General features: G+C 50.8%; 22 protein-coding genes, 1 tRNA gene and 1 CRISPR repeat array. Of the genes, 13 read left to right on the plus strand and 10 right to left on the minus strand.

What is annotated here, in order from left to right:
* The first annotated feature begins 36 nt into the window (after nt 1-36).
* Complete coding sequence (locus QVE43_RS10260) at nt 37-840, plus strand: hypothetical protein (protein WP_288006873.1); 804 nt, start codon at nt 37-39, stop codon at nt 838-840.
* A gap of 137 nt (nt 841-977) precedes the next feature.
* Here QVE43_RS10260 and QVE43_RS10265 read toward each other — a convergent pair whose 3' ends face one another.
* A complete protein-coding gene (locus QVE43_RS10265; protein WP_288006876.1) occupies nt 978-2,003 on the minus strand; it encodes a hypothetical protein in 1,026 nt (341 codons plus the stop codon).
* Nucleotides 2,004-2,006: 3 nt separating this feature from the next.
* The gene (locus tag QVE43_RS10270; protein ID WP_288006878.1) at nt 2,007-2,741 is read right to left on the minus strand and encodes an RNA methyltransferase; all 735 of its coding nucleotides are present in this window, start codon (nt 2,739-2,741) and stop codon (nt 2,007-2,009) included.
* A gap of 110 nt (nt 2,742-2,851) precedes the next feature.
* Here QVE43_RS10270 and QVE43_RS10275 point away from each other — a divergent pair, with 110 nt between their 5' ends.
* The 4 genes from QVE43_RS10275 to QVE43_RS10290 all read left to right on the plus strand — a co-directional run bounded on the left by QVE43_RS10275 (nt 2,852) and on the right by QVE43_RS10290 (nt 6,678).
* Entirely contained in the window at nt 2,852-3,532 is a 681-nt protein-coding gene (locus QVE43_RS10275) for a TetR/AcrR family transcriptional regulator (protein WP_288006880.1), read from the plus strand.
* Between the two features lie 27 nt (nt 3,533-3,559).
* Nucleotides 3,560-4,873, plus strand: a complete 1,314-nt coding sequence (gene purD, locus QVE43_RS10280) for a phosphoribosylamine--glycine ligase (protein ID WP_288006883.1) — start codon at nt 3,560-3,562, stop codon at nt 4,871-4,873.
* Nucleotides 4,874-4,934: 61 nt separating this feature from the next.
* Entirely contained in the window at nt 4,935-6,167 is a 1,233-nt protein-coding gene (locus tag QVE43_RS10285; protein ID WP_288006885.1) for a regulatory iron-sulfur-containing complex subunit RicT, read from the plus strand.
* Between the two features lie 13 nt (nt 6,168-6,180).
* Nucleotides 6,181-6,678 (plus strand): gliding motility lipoprotein GldH, encoded by a 498-nt coding sequence (locus tag QVE43_RS10290; protein ID WP_288006888.1) that lies wholly within the window; start codon nt 6,181-6,183, stop codon nt 6,676-6,678.
* A 275-nt stretch (nt 6,679-6,953) separates the two neighbouring features.
* Here QVE43_RS10290 and QVE43_RS10295 read toward each other — a convergent pair whose 3' ends face one another.
* On the minus strand, nt 6,954-8,672 hold the full coding sequence (locus QVE43_RS10295; protein ID WP_288006890.1) for a gliding motility-associated C-terminal domain-containing protein: 1,719 nt from the start codon (nt 8,670-8,672) through the stop codon (nt 6,954-6,956).
* A 166-nt stretch (nt 8,673-8,838) separates the two neighbouring features.
* Between QVE43_RS10295 and QVE43_RS10300 the strand changes: the two genes are divergently transcribed.
* Together QVE43_RS10300 and QVE43_RS10305 are read left to right on the plus strand one after the other, a co-directional pair.
* Nucleotides 8,839-10,338 carry a glycine--tRNA ligase gene (locus QVE43_RS10300; RefSeq protein ID WP_288006892.1) on the plus strand — a complete coding sequence of 500 codons (1,500 nt, stop codon included), beginning with the start codon at nt 8,839-8,841 and terminating at the stop codon, nt 10,336-10,338.
* A gap of 138 nt (nt 10,339-10,476) precedes the next feature.
* Nucleotides 10,477-10,551 (plus strand) — tRNA-Val (locus QVE43_RS10305).
* Nucleotides 10,552-10,941: 390 nt separating this feature from the next.
* Nucleotides 10,942-13,334: a CRISPR direct-repeat array (repeat unit 37 nt; unit sequence CACACAGCGCATCTACCATTAAAAGAAGGATTGCGAC).
* Nucleotides 13,335-14,140: 806 nt separating this feature from the next.
* Here the strand turns inward: QVE43_RS10305 and rplS are convergent.
* Nucleotides 14,141-14,497: a 50S ribosomal protein L19 gene (gene rplS, locus QVE43_RS10310; protein WP_038030225.1), complete on the minus strand. Its 357-nt coding sequence runs from the start codon at nt 14,495-14,497 to the stop codon at nt 14,141-14,143.
* Nucleotides 14,498-14,602: 105 nt separating this feature from the next.
* Here rplS and QVE43_RS10315 point away from each other — a divergent pair, with 105 nt between their 5' ends.
* Nucleotides 14,603-15,127, plus strand: coding sequence for a hypothetical protein (locus tag QVE43_RS10315; RefSeq protein ID WP_288006895.1), 525 nt, complete (start codon nt 14,603-14,605; stop codon nt 15,125-15,127).
* A 5-nt stretch (nt 15,128-15,132) separates the two neighbouring features.
* Nucleotides 15,133-15,654, plus strand: coding sequence for a hypothetical protein (locus QVE43_RS10320; RefSeq protein ID WP_288006897.1), 522 nt, complete (start codon nt 15,133-15,135; stop codon nt 15,652-15,654).
* Here the strand turns inward: QVE43_RS10320 and QVE43_RS10325 are convergent.
* Genes QVE43_RS10325 through QVE43_RS10345 form a run of 5 tightly spaced genes read right to left on the minus strand, consistent with a single transcriptional unit; the run spans nt 15,624 to nt 18,575 of the window.
* Nucleotides 15,624-16,652, minus strand: a complete 1,029-nt coding sequence (locus QVE43_RS10325; RefSeq protein ID WP_288006900.1) for an NAD-dependent epimerase/dehydratase family protein — start codon at nt 16,650-16,652, stop codon at nt 15,624-15,626. The genes QVE43_RS10320 and QVE43_RS10325 overlap by 31 nt on opposite strands.
* Nucleotides 16,649-17,347 carry a tetratricopeptide repeat protein gene (locus QVE43_RS10330; RefSeq protein WP_288006902.1) on the minus strand — a complete coding sequence of 233 codons (699 nt, stop codon included), beginning with the start codon at nt 17,345-17,347 and terminating at the stop codon, nt 16,649-16,651. The genes QVE43_RS10325 and QVE43_RS10330 overlap by 4 nt, the downstream gene beginning before the upstream one ends.
* A 39-nt stretch (nt 17,348-17,386) precedes the next feature.
* Nucleotides 17,387-17,857 carry a thioesterase family protein gene (locus QVE43_RS10335; RefSeq protein WP_288006904.1) on the minus strand — a complete coding sequence of 157 codons (471 nt, stop codon included), beginning with the start codon at nt 17,855-17,857 and terminating at the stop codon, nt 17,387-17,389.
* A 29-nt stretch (nt 17,858-17,886) separates the two neighbouring features.
* Nucleotides 17,887-18,126 (minus strand): hypothetical protein, encoded by a 240-nt coding sequence (locus QVE43_RS10340; protein ID WP_038030219.1) that lies wholly within the window; start codon nt 18,124-18,126, stop codon nt 17,887-17,889.
* 20 nt (nt 18,127-18,146) lie between these two features.
* Nucleotides 18,147-18,575, minus strand: coding sequence for a 6-carboxytetrahydropterin synthase (locus QVE43_RS10345; RefSeq protein WP_038030218.1), 429 nt, complete (start codon nt 18,573-18,575; stop codon nt 18,147-18,149).
* Nucleotides 18,576-18,708: 133 nt separating this feature from the next.
* Between QVE43_RS10345 and QVE43_RS10350 the strand changes: the two genes are divergently transcribed.
* From QVE43_RS10350 to QVE43_RS10360, 3 genes are read left to right on the plus strand one after another with little or no spacing between them, the layout of a single operon-like run.
* Nucleotides 18,709-19,947 carry an OmpA family protein gene (locus QVE43_RS10350; RefSeq protein ID WP_288006910.1) on the plus strand — a complete coding sequence of 413 codons (1,239 nt, stop codon included), beginning with the start codon at nt 18,709-18,711 and terminating at the stop codon, nt 19,945-19,947.
* A gap of 9 nt (nt 19,948-19,956) precedes the next feature.
* On the plus strand, nt 19,957-21,423 hold the full coding sequence (locus QVE43_RS10355) for a TolC family protein (RefSeq protein WP_288006912.1): 1,467 nt from the start codon (nt 19,957-19,959) through the stop codon (nt 21,421-21,423).
* Nucleotides 21,401-21,982: a hypothetical protein gene (locus tag QVE43_RS10360; RefSeq protein WP_288006915.1), complete on the plus strand. Its 582-nt coding sequence runs from the start codon at nt 21,401-21,403 to the stop codon at nt 21,980-21,982. The genes QVE43_RS10355 and QVE43_RS10360 overlap by 23 nt, the downstream gene beginning before the upstream one ends.
* A 24-nt stretch (nt 21,983-22,006) precedes the next feature.
* Here the strand turns inward: QVE43_RS10360 and QVE43_RS10365 are convergent, their stop codons facing one another.
* Nucleotides 22,007-22,567, minus strand: coding sequence for a hypothetical protein (locus QVE43_RS10365; RefSeq protein WP_038030212.1), 561 nt, complete (start codon nt 22,565-22,567; stop codon nt 22,007-22,009).
* A gap of 60 nt (nt 22,568-22,627) precedes the next feature.
* Between QVE43_RS10365 and cysQ the strand changes: the two genes are divergently transcribed.
* A complete protein-coding gene (gene cysQ / locus QVE43_RS10370) occupies nt 22,628-23,413 on the plus strand; it encodes a 3'(2'),5'-bisphosphate nucleotidase CysQ (RefSeq protein WP_288006917.1) in 786 nt (261 codons plus the stop codon).
* The last annotated feature ends 20 nt before the right edge of the window (nt 23,414-23,433 follow it).

Here is a 23,433-nt window from a genome sequence, read left to right on the forward strand (position 1 = left end):
GGATTGGTACTATGTTAAAATTAAAACACAAAGGCTATGAAAAAGAGTTATGTGTTTTTTCTGTTGCTGATGAGCTTTTGTGCTTCGGCACAAGTCCGGAAGGAATTTCCCGTAAAGTGGGAAGCAGGGGCATGGGGCGCCATACAGCTGATAGATCCGGGAGATGGTCTGTTTTCTATAAAGACAGGCGATATCAATATTTACATCGACAAAACGGACGACCCTTATTTCGTTCAAAAAATGCCTGTCAACTATGCCATGGGTGGAGTATGGTGTGAATATAACTGGAAATATCCATGGAGTTTCCAAGGGCGGTTTTACTATAGCTACCAAATGGCCGACTTGAGGTCGGCAGAGATGGTGCCTCAGTTATTGAGTTACCGTCCGGCGTATGAAATAAGTGTGCATACCGAGCGCTTGGGTATAGACTTGCTGGCAAAGTACAACGTGCTTTTATGGCCACATAAAAAACGCTATTTGCGCCTGCAAGCCTATGCGGGGGGCTTTGTGAACAGGTTGGCATGGGGAACCGCCGGGGGGTATGCGCTCAGCCTCGATAATAACTTCTTTTCTAGAAGTGACCGCAATGTGCGTTTGCAAGAAGATTTTTTGCAAGGTGTCAAAGGGCATTATGTGGGTGCGATTGCCGGAATTGCCCTGCGAACCCGCTACGTAAGCATTCAATGGGAGTATGAACATGGTTTCAACCGCATAGTGGATGGCTTTGAGTACACCAACGAAGAAGGCAGGACACACTACTATGAGCTGAATGCTCGCCAGCGGGGATGGCGTTATGTGTTGAGCGTGGGCATTCCTATCAAGCCCAAGGATAAGAAGTAATTGGTTTTGTGCACGCATTCGCACACTACCGCCTTGCAAAGCAAAGCTCAAATTGGGCAGGCTTTCGAGGCGGTTTTTTTGTTCCCTTCGGGCCGGGCAGTCAAGTGGAAAAGCCCATTGCCGGAAATAAGGTTTGCCTAATGCAGGCGTGTAAGCGCATTGCGCAATTGTTGGCGCACGATGTCGCCCATATTACGGCATGCCAAAAAACGGCGGTCATGGTGGTAGGCAGCCAGCTCTTGCTTGAGCTGCTCTACCTTTTCGGGGGGCGCCAGCGTATCGGCACGCATGCAGTCGATAAGGTCTTTGAGGCGGTAGCGGGCTGCTTTAAGGCGCCGCACAATCAAAGTGCGCTCTTCTTGCTGATATTGTTTGATGGTGCGTTCGTTGAGCAGCTGCAGGCTGAGCTGCACCAAGCGGTTGTTTTCTTTGAAGAACTGCGGCAGATACAGGCGGTAGCGCCCTTCGTAAGACTGTTGGTCGAAGTCGATGGCACGGATACGGTACTGCTCGTTGTCGAAGTCGGGCGTGATGTCCACCACATAATTGTAGGCGCGCATGTCGCCCAGTAGCCGCACAAAACAACGCTCGTTGAACTTCACAAACTCTTTGGCAACCCGAACCAGGTTGGTTTCGGGGCGTTCCAAATAGCGCTTGATGAACACATCGCCCGGAATGCCGGCAATATGCTCTTCGATGAGCGTATCGCGAAATACCAAAAAGTTGATACGGTTGGGCGAGAGCAAGTGCTCCAGTTCCAAGCCGTAAATGCGCGAGGCGTCGGCACGTTTTACATAAAAATAATCGTAGTTGTCATTGTAGCGGTTGATGATACGAATGCGGAAGGGATTGGAATTGCCAAAAGTGCAGTAGTCGATACGGTCTACAGACAGGTGCTCGCTGAAAGCCATGTCGCCGTCGGTGCGCAAAATGGCATAGATGGTGGTCAATTTATGGTTGAGCTCTTCGTACATATACGAAGGGTAAATGACACTTTCCCAGAGTGTGTCATTGCCAAACTGGTCGATGACCGGAAAGCTTTCGCTATAACGCAAGAGGTCGTCGTAGTGCAGTGGCAAACGGCTAATCCGGTCGTAATGCCACAAATATTTGCGCAAAAAGCCCTGAATGGGATAAGCCGGCTTTTTTTTCGATATATCCATGCTTTAGCCTATGCCGTTTGTCTGTTCTTCAAAAAAGCGCATCAGTAAGCGGCTGCCATCCGACACGCTTTTGAGTGCCCACTCGACCAGCTTTTGCAGGCGTGTGCTTTCATCGAGCTGCCAGGCAATGTCTGTGCTCTGATGCAGGCGGCGTGTGCTTTCATACAAGATAATAGCCGTGGCCACCGATATGTTGAAACTCTCGGTAAAGCCGTAGATAGGAATTTTCACGAAAGCATCTGCCATGGACATGGCGGTGGGTGTGAGGCCGTCTTTTTCACCCCCCATGATAAAAGCCGTCGGTTGGCTGAGGTCCAGTTCGTCTATATAGCAGTCGTCTTGGTGGGGCGTGGTAGCTACCAGGCGGTAGCCCCGGGCTTTGAGCGCTTGCAGGCATGCTTCGGTATTGTTTTGCCCCTTGCGGTCGTAGAGGTGCAAGTCCACCCACTTGTCAGCCCCTTTGGCTATGCCTTTGGCTATCTTGTACTCGTTATGATTTTCGATAATATGCACCGACTGCACACCAAAACATTCGGCGGAGCGCACCACCGCGCTGGCATTGCGCTCTTGGTAAATGTCTTCTACGGCTACGGTGATGTGATAAGTTCTGTGGGCTATCTTTTCTTCAAACAGTGCTTTGCGGCGTGGGGTAATGTAGTGACTCAGGAAATCCCACAACTGTTTCAACTCTTCCGTGCTTAACTTTTTTTCGCTCAATAACTTTGCCCACTGTTGCATAATGACCGGTATTTTGATGCAGATTTACACTTGCTTGATTGAATGGACAGGCACAAGGCCGTGCCCTTCCTTTATAAATTTTGTAGATTTGTCCTTCAAAGTTAAAGAAAATGTCAAAGAATCTATCGAGACGTGAACAGGCAAAGCAGAATCGCCGTGAAGCGATTCTGAAGGCGGCAGAATTGGTTTTCTTTACCAAAGGCTTCCGGCAAGCCACCATGGACGACGTGGCCAAGCGGGCACGCTTGAGCAAAGCCACCCTTTACAGCTATTTCAAAACCAAAGACGAGCTCTTCTTTACCATCGCCCAAAAGGGCAATGAAATATTGCAGAAGCATTTGCGCGAAGCCATCGAAGGGCATGAGAAAGGAGTAGACAAGGTGCGTGCCATCGGATATGCCTACTTCGATTTCGCCACCCGCTACCCCGATTATTACAAGGTGATTGCTTATTTTACTTCAGGCGATAACTTCGAATTGGACGAAGACCTGGAGCGCGAAATGTTGCACATGGACGACATACTGGCTGAGTGCATCGAGTGGGGCATACAAGATGGCAGCATTAAAAAAGGCGTGGAGCCGCAGGTGGTATCGAAGTGCTTGTGGGCAATGGCAAACGGCATCATGCAGCTGGTTTATCACAAAAGTTCCTTGCTGCAGAAGTACTTGAACATTGAGCGCGAGCGCATCATGAATACTTTCTTTATGCTGCTCGAAGAAAGTCTTTCGACCGAAGGCGTCCTGAAAAAAGGACAAGCTTCCGGTCATTCCGGTGAATCCGAATCTCAATAAAATAACTTTTACCAATCGATTGTTGTTATGGCACGAGTTCTTGTTTTAGGCAGCGGCGGCAGAGAGCACGCCTTCGTATATAAAATCGCACAAAGCCCCCTTTGCGAGGCTTTGTTCATTGCACCGGGCAACGCAGGCACTGCCCGCCACGCCCAAAATGTGGCTTTGGACCCCATGGATTTTGAAGCGGTGGCCGCCTTTTGCGAAGCGCAATCCATCGACTTGCTTGTGGTAGGTCCCGAAGCCCCCTTGGTGGCCGGCATCCGCGATGCGCTGAGTGCACGCCCTGCATTGAAAGGGCTGAAGGTAGTAGGTCCTTCGAAAGCAGGGGCACGCTTGGAAGGCAGTAAAGACTACGCCAAGCAGTTCATGCAGCGCTATGGTATTCCTACTGCCCGTTATCGCACCTTTGAAGCAGGACAGCTGGACGAAGCGCTCGAGTATCTGCAGCAGCATCCGTTGCCCGTGGTCTTGAAAGCCGACGGCTTGGCTGCCGGCAAGGGCGTGTTGATTTGCGAGCAGCGCGAGCAGGCAATGGAAGAAATGAAAGCCATGCTTTCCGGCAAATTTGGCGAAGCAAGCCGTAAAGTGGTGGTCGAAGAGTTTTTACAAGGCATTGAGGTGTCGGTATTTGTGCTTACCGACGGCAAAGATTATATGGTATTGCCCGAAGCCAAAGACTATAAACGCATAGGTGAGGGCGATACGGGCTTGAACACGGGCGGCATGGGGGCAGTGTCGCCGGTGCCTTTCGTGAACAAGGATTTTATTCGCAAGGTGGAAGAGCGCATCATTCGCCCCACTTTGCAAGGGCTGCAGCAAGAGCAAGCCCCTTACTCTGGTTTTATCTTCTTGGGCTTGATGAATGTGGGAGGCGACCCCTATGTGATTGAGTATAACGTGCGCATGGGCGACCCTGAAACACAAGCCGTTTTTGCGCGTATCGAATCAGACCTGCTGGTGTTGCTCGAAGCCACGGCAGCAGGCACCTTGGGGCAGCAAAGCCTGCAGATTAGCCCTTACACGGCCGTTACCGTAGTGCTTGCATCGCAAGGTTATCCCGAGGCTTATGAAAAAGGCAAGGTGATTACCGGCATCGATGAAGTAGAAGAAGCCATTGTATTCCATGCGGGCACCCGTCAAGGCAGCCAAGGCGAAATACTGACCCATGGCGGGCGTGTGTTGGCTGTTACTGCTTTGGCTGAAAGCCTGCCCGAAGCCCGTCAATTGGCTATGAAAGCGGCCGGGAGCATCCATTTCGACAACAAGTATTATCGCCGCGACATAGGCTTGGACCTGTTGCGCTGGCAGCAAGAAGCAGAGGCTTCAAAGCAAAACTAAAACCGTATTTGCCTTGTTGAGGTAAGTACTTCACCTTTTTCATTTAAACCGTAGAATCACTATGGCTTGTACGAATTGTGGGACCGCCAAGCCCGCAGGCTGCCGGAGCAACGGCAGCTGCGCCACCGGCGGATGCAATAAAATGAATGTATTTGATTGGCTGAGCCATCTGGATATACCACCCGACGAACAGTTTGACGTCGTAGAAGTGCGTTTCAAAAACGGACGCAAGGACTTCTTCCGCAATACCGAAGGCTTTGCGTTGGAAACCGGCGACCCCGTGGTGGTAGAAATGCCCACCGGTTATCATATTGGGCATGTGTCGTTGCGGGGCGAGCTGGTGCGCCTGCAGATGCGCAAAAAACAACTGGCAGAAGATGCCGAGCTGCCCTGCATCTTGCGTCTGCCTACCGAAGCAGACATGCAGAAATTCCAAGAAGCCAAAAACAGGGAGATGCCCACGCTGTTTCGCACACGCGAGATTATACGCGAATTGGGCATGCAAATGAAACTCAACGACGTAGAGTATCAGGCAGACCAAACCAAAGCTACTTTTTACTATACGGCCGACGGGCGTGTGGACTTCCGCGAGCTTATCAAGATTCTGGCGTCGGAGTTCAAAATACGTGTCGAGATGCGGCAAATAAGCCTGCGCCAAGAGGCGGCACGCCTGGGCGGCATTGGCGTCTGCGGGCGCGAGCTCTGCTGCTCTACCTGGCTTTCCGACTTTAAGAGCGTAGCCACGTCGGCAGCGCGTTACCAAAATTTGTCGCTCAACCCGGCGAAGTTGTCCGGGCAATGCGGGCGCCTGAAGTGCTGCCTGAACTACGAGCTGGATACCTACGTGGAAGCCCTCAAAGACATCCCCGAGGTGGAGGTGCTCAAAACAGCCAAAGGCAATGCTTACCTGCGCAAAACCGATATCTTCAAAAAGATATTGTGGTTTGCCTATGAGAACGAGAGCACCTGGTATCCGCTTAGTGTGGAGCGTGTGCGCGAAATCATGGAAATGAACGAAGCGGGGCAAATGCCCGAGGCTTTGCAAGAGACTACCTTGCTCGATGATGACGAAGCCATAGAAAACGACATCAGTATAGACCTGGAACGTATAGAAGAGCGCATCAAGGGGCGTGAAAATGCCAAGCGCAAAAAGAAACGCCGCAAGAAAAACAAAAGCAGAAGTGACAAAGAGCAGCCGGGTGCTGCCCATAAGTCGAAGAGCGGGGAAGGCGAAAATACTTCGTCTTCAAATAAAAAACGGCGTAGCCGGAACCGCCGCAACAACAAATCATAAGACACAATTCACCATGAACAGCTACAAAACCCTTGTTGCTTTCTTTTTGGGGCTACTACTGCTGACGGCTTGCAGCGATGACCGTTTGGTATATGAAAAAATTTACTCGCTGCCGGGCGGCAAGTGGTATGCCGACTCCGTCTTGCGCTTTGAACTGCCCATTGCTCAAGCCGGCAAATACGATGTGTATTATCACATACGCAACACGCTCGACTACCCTTATTACAACATGTATGTGCAATACACATTGATTGACAGCACCGGCAAGGTGCTTGCCAAGCATCTGCAGCACATAGAGCTGATGGACCCCAAGACGGGCGAGCCTTACGGTACCAATCTGGGCGACATCTTCGAGCATGAGCTCATTGCCTTGCCGGCATACGACTTTCCGGCGCCGGGCAAGTATATCTACCTCATACAGCAATATATGCGCGAAGACCCCTTGCCCGAGGTGCTGAGCTTCGGAGTGAAGTTGCGCCGCTATGAAGACGACGTGCCGGCGAAGCCCTGAAACAGCCTGCTAAACACTTGCTTTGTTTCTTTGTGAACCCTTCAACAGGCGCTTTCTGCACAAAAAGCGCCTGTTGCTATTCTTAGGGCGTTTGTTCTTTGTCATTTCGAGCGCAAGCGGGAAATCTCTTTTACTTCTTTTTGCTTGTTGGGCTTTGAGATTTCTCACCTCACTGCGTTCGGTTCGAAATGACAGGCTGTGCTCCGTTCGAAATGATGAGTTCTGTGAGCAGATAAGCCGTGCCTGATTGAGCGGCATGTGCCTTTAAAAAGCATTTACCGTATGAGTGTTACCACCCCTTCGAAGCTGTATTGCCTGCCCAGGTAATCCTCGGCTACGGCGCGATACAGGTAGCTGCCCGGCGGCGCTTGGGCACCGTCCCAACCTTCTTCCATATTGCTGCTTTCAAAAAGCAGACTGCCTTTGCTGTCGTAGATTTGCAGGCGGTAACTGCGCACAAAGGTCCCTTTGGGGCGAAAAATGTCGTTCAAACCATCGCCATTGGGCGTGAAGGCCGTAGGGAAATGCAGCTGCAGGGGGCGTTCGAGACGCCGGCGGTTCGAGCGGCTCACAAAGCCGCCCGGCAAAACGCTTTCTATATGCACAAACAGCAACTGCCGCAGTGTGTCGGTGGGCGCGAGGCTGCTTTGCAGGTTATTGCCTGCGGCAATACGTTCAATTTCAGCCCCCCCTTCATCGCTAAGCACAATTTCGTAGGTACTGCTGATGATCGTGTCGTTGCGGCGGTAAGGCTGCCACGACAGATTGTATTGGTTGCGCCCCTGTTGCTCTATGGTCAACCACAAGGGGCACACCACATCGCTGTGGGCTATAGGTCCACAGCTGCCTTCTTTTTTCAGTTGCCAACATGCGGGCATGTCCTGTGGCTCTTCACCGGTGAAATTACCGCTGTTGGGAAGCACTTTTATCGATTGCCCGTTTTGCCATAACTCCAGCTCTTGCAGTTCGGGATAAGCCTTCTCGCTGTCGTTCCAGCTTGCCTGTAGGCGGTTATCATTTGTAAATGACAGCTGCAAGTCCCGCACTTTTACGGGCAGTTGCGAGAGGGGGGGCGTGTAGGTAGCCGACACAAAAGACACCGACTCGCCGCATGCATTGCGCACATTCAACCGGAAGCGCAGGCTTTGCGTGAGCGTATTGCCCTGCCAAACATATTCTACCGAAGAGGCGGTGCTGTCTTCGAGCTGCAAGACGGGCTCATAGGCGCCGTTGTTGCGCGATACTTCCAAGCTATATTGCCAGTCGGCACGCAGGTTTTCCCAAGCAAGCAGCACACGCCCTTCGCAAACAGACAAAGGGCTTTGCACTTCCATTTGAAAGTTGAAGTTCGAAGTGTTTATATCTTCGTAAATAGCCAAAGTAATGGTGGTGTCTTTGCCGCAATTTTGCCCGTCGATGCGGTTGAGCAGGTACTCGCCGCGCACAACAGGCGTGTAGCTGCCTGCTGTGGCATAGACATGATTCAGCGTGTTGCCGGGCGTCAGTATTTGCGGGGGGCTGCCGTCGCCCCAGTTCACTACATATTGCTCATAAGGGGCGGCAGGGGCGGTAATCCGCAGGCGCCTGCCGTTGCAGCGTTCCATCCGTACTTGGGGCGTGGGCGTAGCCAACACTTCCACATAGGCACTTTTGGTCAGGCTGTCACCGGTAAAGCCCCCGTTGCCGTCCGGAAAATTGCCGTACTGTGTCACGCTGTACAAGCCCGGCGAAGTATAAGTAAAAGTATTGGAAGCGGTGCGCTCGCCCCCTTCCTGAAAGCGATAGGCAATATTTTGCCCACCCCCGGTGCAATCGACCAGTTCAATGGTAAAAGGCACACAAGCCCGTATGCGCGTGGCACTTGCCGGGTAGCCCTGCGCATAAAAACAAGGGCTTTGGGCTTGAGTCTGTCCGCCATTGCATAGCAGGAGCGTCCATGCACCCAGCAAGGAAGCAAAACGCCGCATGTGAAAAAAAAGAGCGTGTGGTTTCATGTGTAAATGTGTGTTGCTGTGTTTACATTCGGTCAGCCGGTAAAATGTAATACGTCAAAAAGCGGTACGGATGTTTTCTTTTTACGCACGGCCGGCGTGCCTTTCTTAAAACTTGCTTATTTTTGTTTCTTAGCAAAATACGAAGGAACACAAAAACACAATCGATATGTCGAAGAAGCAACAAGCACTGACCTTGGAGGAAGCCAACTTGCAAAAAATCGTATCGCATGCCAAAGAATACGGTTTTGTCTTCCCTTCCAGTGAAATTTACGACGGGCTGCAGGCTGTTTATGACTATGGGCAGAATGGCGTGGAGTTGAAAAACAACCTCAAGCAACTGTGGTGGAAAGCCATGACCCAACTGCATGAAAACGTCGTGGGGCTGGACGCTGCCATTTTCATGCACCCTACCACATGGAAAGCTTCCGGACACGTGGACAGCTTCAACGATCCGCTTATCGACAACAAAGACTCTAAAAAGCGCTACCGCGTGGACCACCTCATCGAGGGCAAAGCCGAAGAATACCGCCAAGCCGGCGAGGAAGCCAAGGCGCAAGCCCTGCTCGACAAGATGAACGAGCTGCTCAACCGGGAAGATTTCGAAGGGCTGCGCAATCTGATCATCGAAGAAAATATTGTTTGCCCGGTGTCGGGCACTGCCAACTGGACCGAAGTGCGCCAGTTCAACCTGATGTTTGCGACCAAGGCAGGAGCCGTAGCCGAAGACAGCATGACCATTTACTTACGCCCCGAAACGGCACAAGGTATTTTTGTCAATTTCTTGAATGTGCAAAAAACAGGGCGCGGCACCAGCATGAAAATACCTTTTGGTATTGCACAAATAGGCAAAGCCTTCCGCAACGAAATTGTGGCACGGCAGTTTATTTTCCGCATGCGCGAGTTCGAGCAGATGGAAATGCAGTTCTTCGTGCGCCCCGGCGAAGAGATGCAGTGGTACGAATACTGGAAACAAAAACGCTATGACTTTTTGCGTGCCATAGGCTTGCCCGAAAACAAGTTGCGTTTTCATGAGCACGAAAAGCTGGCACACTATGCCAATGCCGCCCTCGATATAGAATATGAATTCCCCTTTGGCTTTAAAGAATTGGAAGGCATCCATTCGCGCACCGATTTCGACCTGCGCAACCACGAGCAGTACTCAAAGAAAAAACTGCGCTATTTCGATGACGAAATCAAACAAAGCTACATTCCCTATGTGATTGAGACTTCGATTGGTGCCGATCGTCTTTTCTTGGCTGTTTTGTCGAATGCCTATACCGAAGACATAGGCGTGGATGCCAAAGGCAATGAAAAGAAACGCGTGTATTTAAAATTCCACCCGGCCATAGCACCGGTGAAAGCGGCCGTCTTCCCCTTGGTGCGCAAAGACGGACTGCCCGAAAAAGCACGCGAAGTGTTCAATCTGTTGCGCTACGACTTCAACACCATTTATGAAGAGCGTGGCGCCATAGGCAAAAACTATACCCGCCAAGACATGATAGGCACGCCCTTCTGCATTACCGTGGACTACCAAACCATGGAAGACAACACCGTTACCTTGCGCCATCGCGACACGACCGCGCAGGAACGTGTGCCTATTGCCGAGCTACCCCGCATCATAGGCGAGGCGGTATCGTTCCGTTCCATCTTGGCGCAGTTGCAATAAACACTTGTTTGCTTATGTATAGACGCCGGCTCAAAACTTTGCTTTTGAGCCGGTTGTGTTTTTTGCGAAGAAAAAAATCAAAAATAATTTGCACGATATGAAAGCATCTGCTACCTTTGCATCAGCATTTGAGCAAAAGGGTTCTTAGCTCAGTTGGTTCAGAGCACCTGCCTTACAAGCAGGGGGTCGCAGGTTCGAATCCTGCAGAACCCACACCCCAAGCGACACTCACCATGGGTGTCGCTTTTTTCATTTTTAATGAAAAAAAACACCTGCCAATACTTGTGTGGAATAATTTTTTTTGTTAAAATGCCTTCACTTTGAAAGCGGCTTTCCGCATGGGCGGCAGCCAAAGAAACATGACAGCCGTGCGCTGACATTTTGGACGAACGGCTGTTTTTACACGATGAACGCCTGCGCATTTTTCGACCCGCCCGACGAACGGAAGCCCGGCAAAGCACGATCTTTGACATATTGTTTGGTGAATTCTTGAATTTCTTTAAGAAAATTCTGTTTAAAATTCCAATCAGATTGGAAAAAATACCATTTTGCGCAATTTTGAATATATAAAACACTGAAAATAAACGACTTATATAACCATCTCACACAGCGCATCTACCATTAAAAGAAGGATTGCGACCGTGCCTCTACTGGGTGCACCGTCTCGGTGCTCACACAGCGCATCTACCATTAAAAGAAGGATTGCGACTGCCGGTCACTCAGTGACTGGTGCGCAGCTCCACACAGCGCATCTACCATTAAAAGAAGGATTGCGACTCACGGGCGTCCTCGAGTCGAGAGTTCTCACACAGCGCATCTACCATTAAAAGAAGGATTGCGACGACCCGTGGGCGCCCCTTGAGAGCGCTCACACAGCGCATCTACCATTAAAAGAAGGATTGCGACTGCATAGACCTTTGGCTCCGCATTTTGTATCACACAGCGCATCTACCATTAAAAGAAGGATTGCGACTCATGCACCTCAAGCTCGTCATGAATCTTTCACACAGCGCATCTACCATTAAAAGAAGGATTGCGACTCATTGAGCCTTGCTCACAGCCGGCTTGCACACACAGCGCATCTACCATTAAAAGAAGGATTGCGACCTCTGCTGACGGAGCGTTAGCCACTTTCTGCTTCACACAGCGCATCTACCATTAAAAGAAGGATTGCGACAACGCTCTTCGCAAGAGTCTTCTGACGCACACAGCGCATCTACCATTAAAAGAAGGATTGCGACCAGCTGCAAGGTCTCTTCGACTGAGACCTCTCCACACAGCGCATCTACCATTAAAAGAAGGATTGCGACACTTGATCAGACCTGTCCCTTGCGGGGACCTCACACAGCGCATCTACCATTAAAAGAAGGATTGCGACCACTCATGTGCGATCCGTCTGACAGTCTTCTCACACAGCGCATCTACCATTAAAAGAAGGATTGCGACCATTCTCGAATTTCATATATGTCATTTCTGACTCACACAGCGCATCTACCATTAAAAGAAGGATTGCGACTGATCAGTTGTCATCACTTGCTCGTTTGTCACACAGCGCATCTACCATCAAAAGAAGGATTGCGACACGATCAAGCATCTGTGCGAGCACGGTCACACAGCGCATCTACCATCAAAAGAAGGATTGCGACGCTGCGGGTGCCTTAGGTCTGCACTCCACACAGCGCATCTACCATTAAAAGAAGGATTGCGACGCCTGATTGCGAGCGCTTCGACTGCCGACAGCCTCACACAGCGCATCTACCATTAAAAGAAGGATTGCGACTCTATCCGACTTCACGTACCGTGCTTCACACAGCGCATCTACCATTAAAAGAAGGATTGCGACGTCATCGACTTGCGAGCGTCTTTTCGGATCACACAGCGCATCTACCATTAAAAGAAGGATTGCGACCGCCATTCGGGCGCCCCACTTCTGGGAGCGTCCACCACACAGCGCATCTACCATTAAAAGAAGGATTGCGACTTCTCGGGTGCCACCTGTTGGGGGCCTCACACAGCGCATCTACCATTAAAAGAAGGATTGCGACGTATCTTACGTCCCTGTCGTTTCATAGCCACACAGCGCATCTACCATTAAAAGAAGGATTGCGACTCCTTACGCGCTGTCTGACGCTCCCGTGTGCACACAGCGCATCTACCATTAAAAGAAGGATTGCGACTTCGCTTCCGTCTTGTACTCAAGTCTTTAGGCGGGTCACACAGCGCATCTACCATTAAAAGAAGGATTGCGACGCTACTTAGAGAGTCTCTCTAGAGACCCTGGCTTTGCACACAGCGCATCTACCATTAAAAGAAGGATTGCGACCCATATGATCCTGCAGAGCTTCTCCAAGTCTCACACAGCGCATCTACCATTAAAAGAAGGATTGCGACACACGCTGTTCATCGCAGGTCCCCCGTAGACACACAGCGCATCTACCATTAAAAGAAGGATTGCGACCTCGCCCTAGGCGGGTCGAAGTCAGCTCTCTTCACACAGCGCATCTACCATTAAAAGAAGGATTGCGACCCCATGGGCGACTCGTGCACGCTATCTACGGCGCACACAGCGCATCTACCATTAAAAGAAGGATTGCGACCCCATCGACTCGCTGTACGCCGTCCACGGACAGCACACAGCGCATCTACCATTAAAAGAAGGATTGCGACTGTCTTACGGACGTCATAGCATTTAGTCACACAGCGCATCTACCATTAAAAGAAGGATTGCGACTCTGGTCAGACGCTTGATCGATTGCAGCCACACAGCGCATCTACCATTAAAAGAAGGATTGCGACGCTATGCTTTAACGATTAGTCATCAAAGTCACACAGCGCATCTACCATTAAAAGAAGGATTGCGACGCTTAGCAGACTGTTACTCTGTGTCATGCCACACAGCGCATCTACCATTAAAAGAAGGATTGCGACTTATGGTAGTCAACCATCCCCTCACGAAGACCACACAGCGCATCTACCATTAAAAGAAGGATTGCGAGGGAAACAAGGCATATGTCTTGTTTTTTTGTTTTGGGCGTATGCATCCTTGGAAGGCTAAGCCCAGCTTGTCATCTCGAACTAGCGAAGCGAGTGAGAGGTCTCGTCACAGCACGGGAAGTAAAAAGAGATTTCTCGCTTACGCTCGAAATGACAAGAGAGGGGGTACTCGAAAAAACAAAAAGGGGCTTGAAAAGACAAAAGGAATACTTGAAATGATAAAGGGAGAGGCTCGACAACAAAGTAAGGAAAGCAACTGCACAAAATACAGCTTGTCATTTCGAACGGAGCACAAGCGTAGTGAGAAATCTCTTCAAACCAAGCCATAAGCGGCAAGAGAGAGCGTTCGCTTACGCTCGAAATGACAAGAGAGGGGGTACTCGAAAAGACAAAAGGAATACTTGAAATGATAAAGGGAGAGGCTCGACAACAAAGTAAGGAAAGCAACTGCACAAAATACAGCTTGTCATTTCGAACGGAGCGCAAGCGTAGTGAGAAATCTCTTCAAACCAAGCCATAAGCGGCAAGAGAGAGCGTTCGTTTACGCTCGAAATGACAAGGGAGGGGCACTTGAAAAGACAAAAGGAATATTTGAAATGACAAAAGGAAGGATTGCTTGAAAGGGCAAAAGAGAAGGGGCGAAACGACAAGAGGGGAAGCGTGGATAGCAAAAAAGAGAAAAGCCCGAAATAACAGAAACGGGTGCACAAAAGAACGAGAAAAAGGCGCGCACGATAACAACCTTTAGCAAAAAAAAGAGGTGTCTTCCGGCAGGAAGGCACCTCTTGCAGTAAAAGAAGCGACAAGCTTAGTCGCGCAATTCCTTGATACGGGCAGCTTTCCCTTTTCTGCCGCGCATGTAGTAGATGCGTGCACGACGCACACGACCACGGCGCACCAATTCGATTTTATCGATAGAAGGCGACAAAACAGGGAAAATACGCTCTACGGCAATGCCCCCTGATACTTTTCTTACGGTGAAGGTTTCGCCGTTGGTGTTGGGGTGGCGGCGCTGAATGACTACCCCCTCATATACCTGGATGCGCTCTTTGTTCCCTTCCACGATCTTTACGTGTACGCGTACAGTGTCACCGGCTTTGAAATCGGGCAGTTCGGCGCGGCGCTGAGCGTATTCCGATTCTACGAATTTTATCAAATCTTCCATGACTCAATTATGTTCTGAGGTGATTGATGATTGCTCTTTCTTTTAACGGACTGCAAATATAAACAAATTTTGAATATTGCTATATTTGAAGCCAATTTATTTTTTATGAATATGTTACGAAAACTACTGATAGCGGTATTGCTTACGGCGGGGGTGGTGGCTGCGGCTTACTTTGGCATGGGCGGGCATCTGCCGCCGGAAATTCGCCGCCTATCGTTGCAAAAGCACTATTTTTTGTATCGTCTGTATGAAGGAAGGGTGCCTACCGACAGCCTGAAAGCGCTTCGCCGGCAGGTGCAAACCGACTGGCAAAACCATAAAATATTGGCATGGGCAGCAGCTTACCCGCACGAACCACAAGCCGGCGAGCTTATAAAGCTGCGGTTGGGGGTGCTGCTCGACAGCCTGCCCGCCGTTCTGCCGGCCGGTTACAGCCCGGATACCCTCAAGGGCGAGTGGGTAGAGCTGCGTGTGCAGGCGCATCCTGTTTGGGCACCGCGTCCTTATGAACTGCACGAGAGGGCGCAGCGCTGGGCTAAAGAGCACCAATTGCTTTTGAGTGGTGAATTTATAGAGTTGATGACTGTTCCCGAGCAAAAAATTGTTATTTTATATAAAATTCAACGCTAAGAACCATGTTTTACAGATATTTGCTTCCCGGGCTCTGCGCCTTGCTGCTGTTTGTGCCGGACCTGCGCGCCCAAACGCCCATAGATGCTTTGGAAAAAGAAAAGTTCTTTTTGGCACTCGACAAGCCCGGCGTGGTGAAGCGGGTGCGCTACTATGTGGGCGACGAAATCATCTTTTACATGGACGGCGACCGCTGGCAAGAAGAAATCGTAGGTATCAAGAAAGACACCATCGTGGTAACGCAGGCGGGCAAAGTGGCTATTAAAAACATAGAAGCCGTGGTGGTCCCTTCACGCTCGTGGTTTTTGAATCAGGGGGGGGTTGTGTTTCCTGTTGCCGGCGTGGGCTATTTCTTGATGGACACACTCAATCCCCGAAATTATGAAAACGGCAATGACCGCATTACGCCCGAAAATGTTACCATCTCTTCTTCCTTAGTGGGGGCAGGTATTTTGTGCCGTATTTTCCGGAAGAAGAAATACAAAATCAATCAGCGTCATTTGCTCAAAACCATCGAGGTGCTGTGAGCAGCTGCTTGGGGGCGCAAACTTGCGGCTACCCACCGTATGGTGTCGGTCAGGGGGGTATAGCGGAAGGCAGGCAGGAAACGCTGTATTTTGCTGCCGTCGTAGCTGAAATGCTCTTGTGAAATGCGGGCGGTTTCGCGGGTAACGAGCGGCGGGCGCCCGCTTATCAAGCTGTAGAGCGCCGACAAACGCCAGGCTATCTCACTCATCCAAGGGCGTACGGCATAGGAAGGGGGCTTTTGGTGCAGGGCTTCTGCTACCATGCCGAAGAAATCGCGGTAAGCAATGGTGCCGCCATTCAATATGAAGCGCTCGCCGCTAAGGCGCTGCTTGATGAGCAGCAGGCCGGCTTCCACCACATCGCGCACATCCACATAGTTGAGGCTGCCCAAGGGGTAGAACTTGCGCCCTTCGAGCACGTAACGGAACAACTGCGTGCTGCTTCGGTGCAGGTCGCCACACCCCAAGATAAGCGAGGGGTTGAGGATGCCCACCGGCAGCCCTTCGGCATAGCCACGCCACACTTCCATTTCGGCGTGGAACTTCGAGCGGGCATAATGGGTGGTCAAATGGTTTTCTTCCCATTGGTTGCTTTCGTCGATGCGCTCTTGTCCGGGGGCGCGCCCCAGAGCAGCCACCGAGCTGATGTGCAAGAAATAAGAACAACCTTTTTCCAAACAAACATTGACCAGCTGTGCCGTGCCTTGAATGTTGGTGCGGTACAGCTCTTTTTTGTCTTTCGGATTGAACGACACCTTGGCCGCCGCATGAATCACTACCGCGCCTTCGGGCAGCAGTTCATATAAAGTGATGGGGTCGTGAAGGTCCCCTTCGAGCCAACGTATCTGCTTTTGCTCGGTTTCCGAAAAAGGCAAGCGGCTTTGTGGACGACGCAACGCCCACACCTCTGCCCCCTCTTGTAACAAACTGCGCACAAAATATTGCCCCAGCAAGCCGGTAGCGCCCGTGATAAATATTTTTTGCGAAGCGAGCTTCATGCCTGTTTCTTTTTTTTGCCGAAACCTAATTTTTGTGCCACAAACTGAAAAAACTCTTTCCGGCGCGCGGCAGAGCAGAATACTTCTTTAATGATTTGCCACCGGCCGGGGGCATCGCCGTTTTCTTCGGCGGGTATGTTGATAAACCGGGTGGCACGGGGGCGCGGTTGTGGGTTATATTTGCCTTCGGGCAAACCGGCCAGGCGGTCTGCTTGGCGGAAATGTTCGATGGCTGCCTCTTGCATGCCCATTTGTTCGTAGAGCAAGCCCAAATTATTGTGGTTGATGGCGTCGTCGGGGTCCAGCTCAATGGCTTTGTGGTAGTCTTCAATGGCGGCTTCTACCATGCCCAAGGTTGCTTTGATAAAACCACGACTGGCATAGCGGAAAGAGTAGTCGGGCTCGAGTTGCACGGCACGGTCAAAGTCTTCGAGGCTTTCAACCGATTGCCCGGCCATGTGTTTGGCCAAGCCGCGCGCATAAAACCAGTCGGCAGGGGCATGTGCTATGGAAGCAAGTGCCCGGTCATAGTCGGTGATGGCTTCGCTGAAGTGTTCAAGACGGTAATGGCACTGCGCGCGCAGATAGAAAAGTTCTGCCTGTGGTTTTTGTTCTATGAGCTGCGACAGCGCCTCTACCGCCTGTTCATATTGTTGTGCTTCTATGAGCTGTTGGATTGATTGAATCGTTTTCATGTCCTTTTATGAGAGAAACAAGCGAATGAAGCCGAAGGTTTAGCTTTGTATTTTTTGCTCTATGCCATCGAGGGCGGCAATGCCTGCCACTACCTCTTGCGGTATGGGGGCTTTTTGTTTTGTGCGGAAGTCGTAAAACACCAAGCGCGCCTTGGCTTCGGTGGTGATGCGTGCGTGCTGCTCGCTCCAGATGGCGGCTTCCATAATGAGGCTGTACTCATCCATTTCCGTGACGCGGGTGCCCACGGTGATGGTGTCGGGGAAAAACAAAGGTACTTTGTAGCGCACTTCGATGCTTGCCAGCACAGGTCCCACAGGTGTGAAATCGAAGGTTTTGTTTTCCACTATCTTTTGCAGATAAGCCACGCGCCCCGATTCAAAATAGCGCATATACACCACGTTGTTGATATGACCGCCCAGGTCGAGCTCGCCCCATTGGGTAGGTAGTTGAAAAGTGGCTTTGTAGAGGTCAAGAAATTCGTTTTTGCTCATGGTTTTTTTGGAAGACATAGCTGTGTATGGTTTTTTTGAGTGACTTTTTATATATCCAACGCTTGGTACCAGTCTTGGTGCATCTCTTCGAAGCGATCCAGAACTTTCTTCATAAAATCTTCGCGCAAGATGGCGGCTTCCACTTCTTCGGGGCTCATGACTTCCACCTCGCTTACTTTATAGATTTGTTCCAAAAGTCCTTGCTCTATTTTCACAATGTACTTTTGGTTCCATGTAAACAAAGTGATTTTGCAGTGTTCGTGGGGTATTTCTTTTAATATGCGCATGGTTGGGCTGTTTTTTTGATTTAGTCTTCGCCAAAATATTCTACATAGTTGTTGGGCGTTTCATAAAGGCGTAAGGCATGCAGACGGGCAAAGTTGTTGGGTGCCAAGCCGGGTATTTTAGGCTCCAAAATGTGCCATATTTCTTTGATAATGTTTTCGCAGCTGGGCAGCTTGCCGCGCAGAAAATCTACATCGAGATTCAGGTTTTTGTGGTCCAGCTTTTCAATGACCTCTTCGCGAATCAACCGGCTGAGTTTCTTGAGGTCCACCACAAAGCCTGTGTCGGGATCGGGGTGCCCTTTGACCGTCACGATGAGCTCGAAGTTGTGCCCATGCCAATTTTCGTTGGCGCACGGACCAAATATCGCTTCGTTCTCTTCTTTGCTCCACTTCGGATTGTAAAGCTTATGCGCTGCGTTGAAGTGTTCTCTTCTGGATACGTACAACATTCCCTGCTTCTTCTTTAAATTCAAGGCAAATATAACAAAAAGGTGCCATCGCTGAATGGGCTTTGGTCAGTGCTTACAACGGCTGTGCGTTTTTTGCGTTAAATACCTAAAAACAATACCTTAATGCCTGTCTATGAAAAAAGTGTTTCTTGCTACCCTATCGCTATGCCTACACCTGTCTTTGGCTTGGGCGCAGAATTTGGTGCCCAATCCCGGCTTCGAGCAATATGACCGCTGCCCCACACAATATGGCGAAATAGCGCGGGCAGTGCCTTGGTTGTGTGTGCGGGGCACGCCCGACTTTTTGGCTGCCTGCACCTCGAACCGGGCAATCAAAACACCGGGCAACTATTTCGGAAGCATGGTGGCGCATAGTGGCGGTAACTATGCCGGCTTGGCGTCTTATCATCCTACCGTGCCCAATGAAATGATAGCCGTGAAGTTGCTGCGCCCATTGCGCAAGGGCAGGCGTTACCGCGCGGGCTATTGGCTTTCGCTGGCCTATAGCTACTCGGGCTATGCTTCGAACAATATGGGCTTGCGCTTTACCAACAATCCTTATGCCGACACACTGGCCACGGAAGCGCATTTGCGCATGGAAAACATCTTGGACTACACCGGTGGATGGACACTCTTTGAAGGGGTGTTCCGTGCCGACCGGGATTATGAATACCTTTTGATTGGGAACTTCTACACCAAAGAGCGCTCGAAATTGAAAGAGCGCCCCTTTGCCGTTGCTTCTTCGGCATACTACTACATCGATGATGTGTTTGTGGAAGAGCTGCCCGACAGCAACGAAGTGGTGGTGAATATAGAAATGCCGGCGGCGCCGGAAGCAGAGCTGCGCGTGAAGCCTGAACAAGGCGAAGAACGAAAAGGCACTTTCAGGGGCGATACCACGCTTTATTTGCCCAAACAGCGCTACCGCGTGGAAATACACACGCCGGGCAATTATCCGGTGATTGAAGACATCGTGCCCGACAGCACCGAATACACACTAAGGCCGCAGCCGCAGCCTTTGCAAAAGGGGGAAACCATTGTGCTGCGCCATATTTACTTCGACTTCAACAAGGCGACGCTCAAAAAAGAATCGTATGCCGAGCTGGATTTATTGGTTGATATCTTGCGCCAAAATCCTCAAATGCGTATTCTTATCAGCGGACACACCGACAACGTGGGCAGCACCGGATACAACCAACGCTTGTCACTGATGCGTGCCGCCACCGTGCGCGACTACTTGGTATCGAAAGGAGTTGCCCCCCAACGCATGGAAGTAAAGGGGTGGGGAATGGAGCGCCCCATAGCACCCAATACTACCGAAGAAGGGCGGGCGCTCAATCGAAGGGTAGAATTTACTATCTTGGAATTCTGATCCGGTTTTATGAAACAGCTTCATGTTCTTTTTCTTTTGTGCCTTCAACTAAGCGCTGCACAGGCGCAATCTTTGGTGATGGGCTTGCAAGAAGCCATCGAGCGGGCACAGACGCAATCGCTCGATTATGAGAAAAACCGCAATGAATGGATCAACAACTATTGGGCGTATAAAACCTACCAAGCCGGTTTGCGCCCCCGTTTGGTCTTTCGTGGCGACTTGCCCGACCTGAGCCGCACCATCGTGCCGGTGATTCAAAACGACGGTACCGAAACCTTCCGGGCGCGTAGTTTGGCCAACTCTTTTGCCGAAATGGCTTTGGAGCAGCCCATTGTGCCTACGGGAGGCACCTTCTTCGTGAGCTCGCAACTGAGCCGTATAGATGTGCTCTCGCCTGTGAATACGACTTCTTATCTTGCTTATCCGGTGGTGGTGGGTATCCGTCAGCCCCTGTGGGGCTACAATCATTTGTTGTGGCAGCAGCGCATCGAACCGCTGCGATATGAAGAAAGCCGCCGCCGCTTCGATGAGTCTATGGAAATGATTGCCGTTAAGACAACCGAGCTTTTCTTTAATGCGCTCTTGGCACAAAAGAATCTTGAAATTGCTGATTTCAACTACAGCAATGCCGATACGCTTTACAGCATTGCACGGGCACGCTTCGAACTGGGCAAAATATCGGAGGTGGACCTGCTCGAAATAGAGTTGTACTATTTGAACAACCGCAATGCGCGCGACCTGGCACAGTATGAATATAACTACCACCTGCTGCAGCTGAAAAACTATTTGCGCCTGGGTGAAGACACAGACCTGCAGCTAAAAGTGCCGGAGTGGTTGCCTTTGCTGCGCATCGATGCCACGGAGGCATTGGCACAGGCACGCCAAAACAGAGCCAAGACACTGAGCATTCAGCGCCGTTTGCTGGAAGCCGAGCAGGAAGTGGCCAAAGCACGCGCCGAGCGGGGGGTCCGCGCAGATTTGTATCTGTCTTTTGGCTTGTCGAAAAGCGCACCTACTCTGCAGGATACCTACAGCGATGTGCAAGACCAGGAGCGTTTCCGCTTGAGCTTGGAAATCCCTATTCTGGATTGGGGACGTGGGCGTGCCCGTATCAAGACCGCCCTTGCCAATTATCGTTTAACACAGACCGAAGCCGAAATAGAGCAAAGTGAGTTCGAGCAGGAAGTGCTTTTGCAGGTGCAGCGCTGGAACATATACAGTGAGCAAATCCAGTATGCACAACGGGCATGGGAGGTAGCCCGCAAGCGTTACGAGATAGCCTGGCATCGTTTTCGCCGTGGACATATACAGCTTAGCGAGCTGAATGCAGCCAAGCGGGAACAAAACGAAGCCCAGCGGCAGTATTTGAGCAGCTTGCAAAATTTGTGGAGCGCCTATTTCGTTTTGCGTATGTTGACGCTTTATGACTTCGAAAAACAGCAAACCATAGAGTATGAAATACATGAAGAAGAGTAAAGGGGTGTTTGCTTTGTTGAGCGCCATGGTTTTATGGACCTGCGGGGGCAAAGAAGAAAGTACCCCCCGCCAAGTACAGCCCAAAGAGCATATTACTACCGTGCAACTGGACTTTATCAACGAAAGCGACCCCACTGAAATGCACAGGGTCCGCTATTATGACCCCGACGGCCCGGGCGGGCAAGCCCCTGTTTTTGACCCGGTGGCTTTGAAACCGCAAAGCCGCTATGTGTGCTTACTTTCATTTTTCGACGAGTCGCGTACGCCTGCTTACGACGTGACCAACGCCATTGCACTGGAAGCTGAAAGCTATCAGGTATTTTATGAAGTAATGCCCGGCAATGGCTTGCGTTTTGCCGGCTATGAAGACGAAGACAACCAAGGGCGCCCTTTGGGGCTGGAAGCAGCTTTTGCCACCTATAGCCCGGCAACCGACACCCTGCTTTTGCGTTTGATGTACCAACCCGGCGGGCTCAAGCGGGGCGATTCCACCTTGGGCGCGCTCAACTTTGAAGCCTGCTTCCCTATACAAGTTGCCGGATTGCCTGCCGTGCAATGAGGGCTTTGCGGAAGGCGCCCCTTTTTATTTGCCGTATTGGTCTATCACGCGGCGGAGCTCTTCCATTTTGCTTTGGCTATATGCCCCGGAGGTGATGTGTACAATCCTGCCGCTCTTGTCCAATACAAAAAAGTAAGGCTTCGACTTGTCTTTCATGTTTAAAAAGCGCTTGTAAGGGGTGATGTTGCCATGGTAAAGCAACACATGCGATTTGAGGCTTTCGTCTATGCTTGCAAACTGCTGTTCGAATTTGGCAAATTGGCCATCCGGCACAATGGCACGCACCATGGGGATGAAGTACAGGTTGAGCGGGGTTTCTTCATAAAGCGCTTCGAAAACGGCATGATTCTCTTCAATAAAGTACTTGTAGGCAGGCAACAACCATGTTTCCAGCTCGGCTTCTGACTCTTGCGAATAAGCAAGACAAAGCAGACTCACCTTGCCGCGGGTGTCTTGCGGAATACGCACTGTTTGCCCGTCGGCTGTGCGCCCTTCCAAGGCAGGGAAAGGCTGGTTTTTTTGTGCACAGAGCGAAAGGGTCATTCCGGTCAATAACAGCGTAGCAAAAAAACGTTGAATCTTCATACTTAGAACTATTTGTGTATTTTTATCTTTACGCAAAGAAGAGCCCCCAAGTTTTTGCCTATGGATATAGCGTTGCAACAAATCATAGAAACGGTGTATGAAGCGGGCGCCGTCATTATGCATTATTTCCGTTCGGTGCATTTGCAGGTAGAGCAAAAAAAGGACGAGTCGCCGTTGACCATAGCCGATCGCGAAGCCAACAGCATTTTGACGCATATGCTGGAACGATACAGCGGGCACCCGGTGGTATCGGAAGAAAACGCCATGCTGCCCTACGAAGAGCGTTGCCGCTGGCATAAATTCTGGCTGGTAGATCCGCTGGATGGCACCAAGTCTTTTATCCGGGGCGAAGAGACCTTTACCGTCAATGTGGCTTTGATTAAGGGGCAGCTGCCCGTCATGGGCTTGTTGTATGCACCGGCCTACGATACCCTCTATTACGCAGTGCAAGGACAAGGAGCTTTCCGGGTGCAACAGCGCGGGCAAGCACAGCCGCTCAAGCGCCCGCCCATGCCCCCTTATTTGACGGCACTCATCAGCAAGTCACACCGGGGCAATCAAGACAAGGAGCTGCTGCGCGGGCTGCCCGTCAAGCATTTTGTGCCTTTAAGCAGTGCTTTGAAGTTTGCCCGGGTAGCCGAAGGCAAGGCGCATATTTATGTGCGCACGGGACCTACCATGGAGTGGGATACTGCCGCCGGGCAGGCCATCGTGGAGGAGGTCGGCGGTGTGGTGTTGGACCTGCAGGGCAATCCTTTGATTTACAATAAAAAAGAAATGCGCAACGATGGCTTCGTATGCAAATTGTATCCCGAGTTGCAAACATATAGCCCCGCTAAGGAGTAATACAGTTTGTTTCCCTTATC

The sequence above is a fragment of the Thermonema sp. genome, from assembly GCF_026003375.1.
Classification (GTDB): domain Bacteria; phylum Bacteroidota; class Bacteroidia; order Cytophagales; family Thermonemataceae; genus Thermonema; species Thermonema rossianum.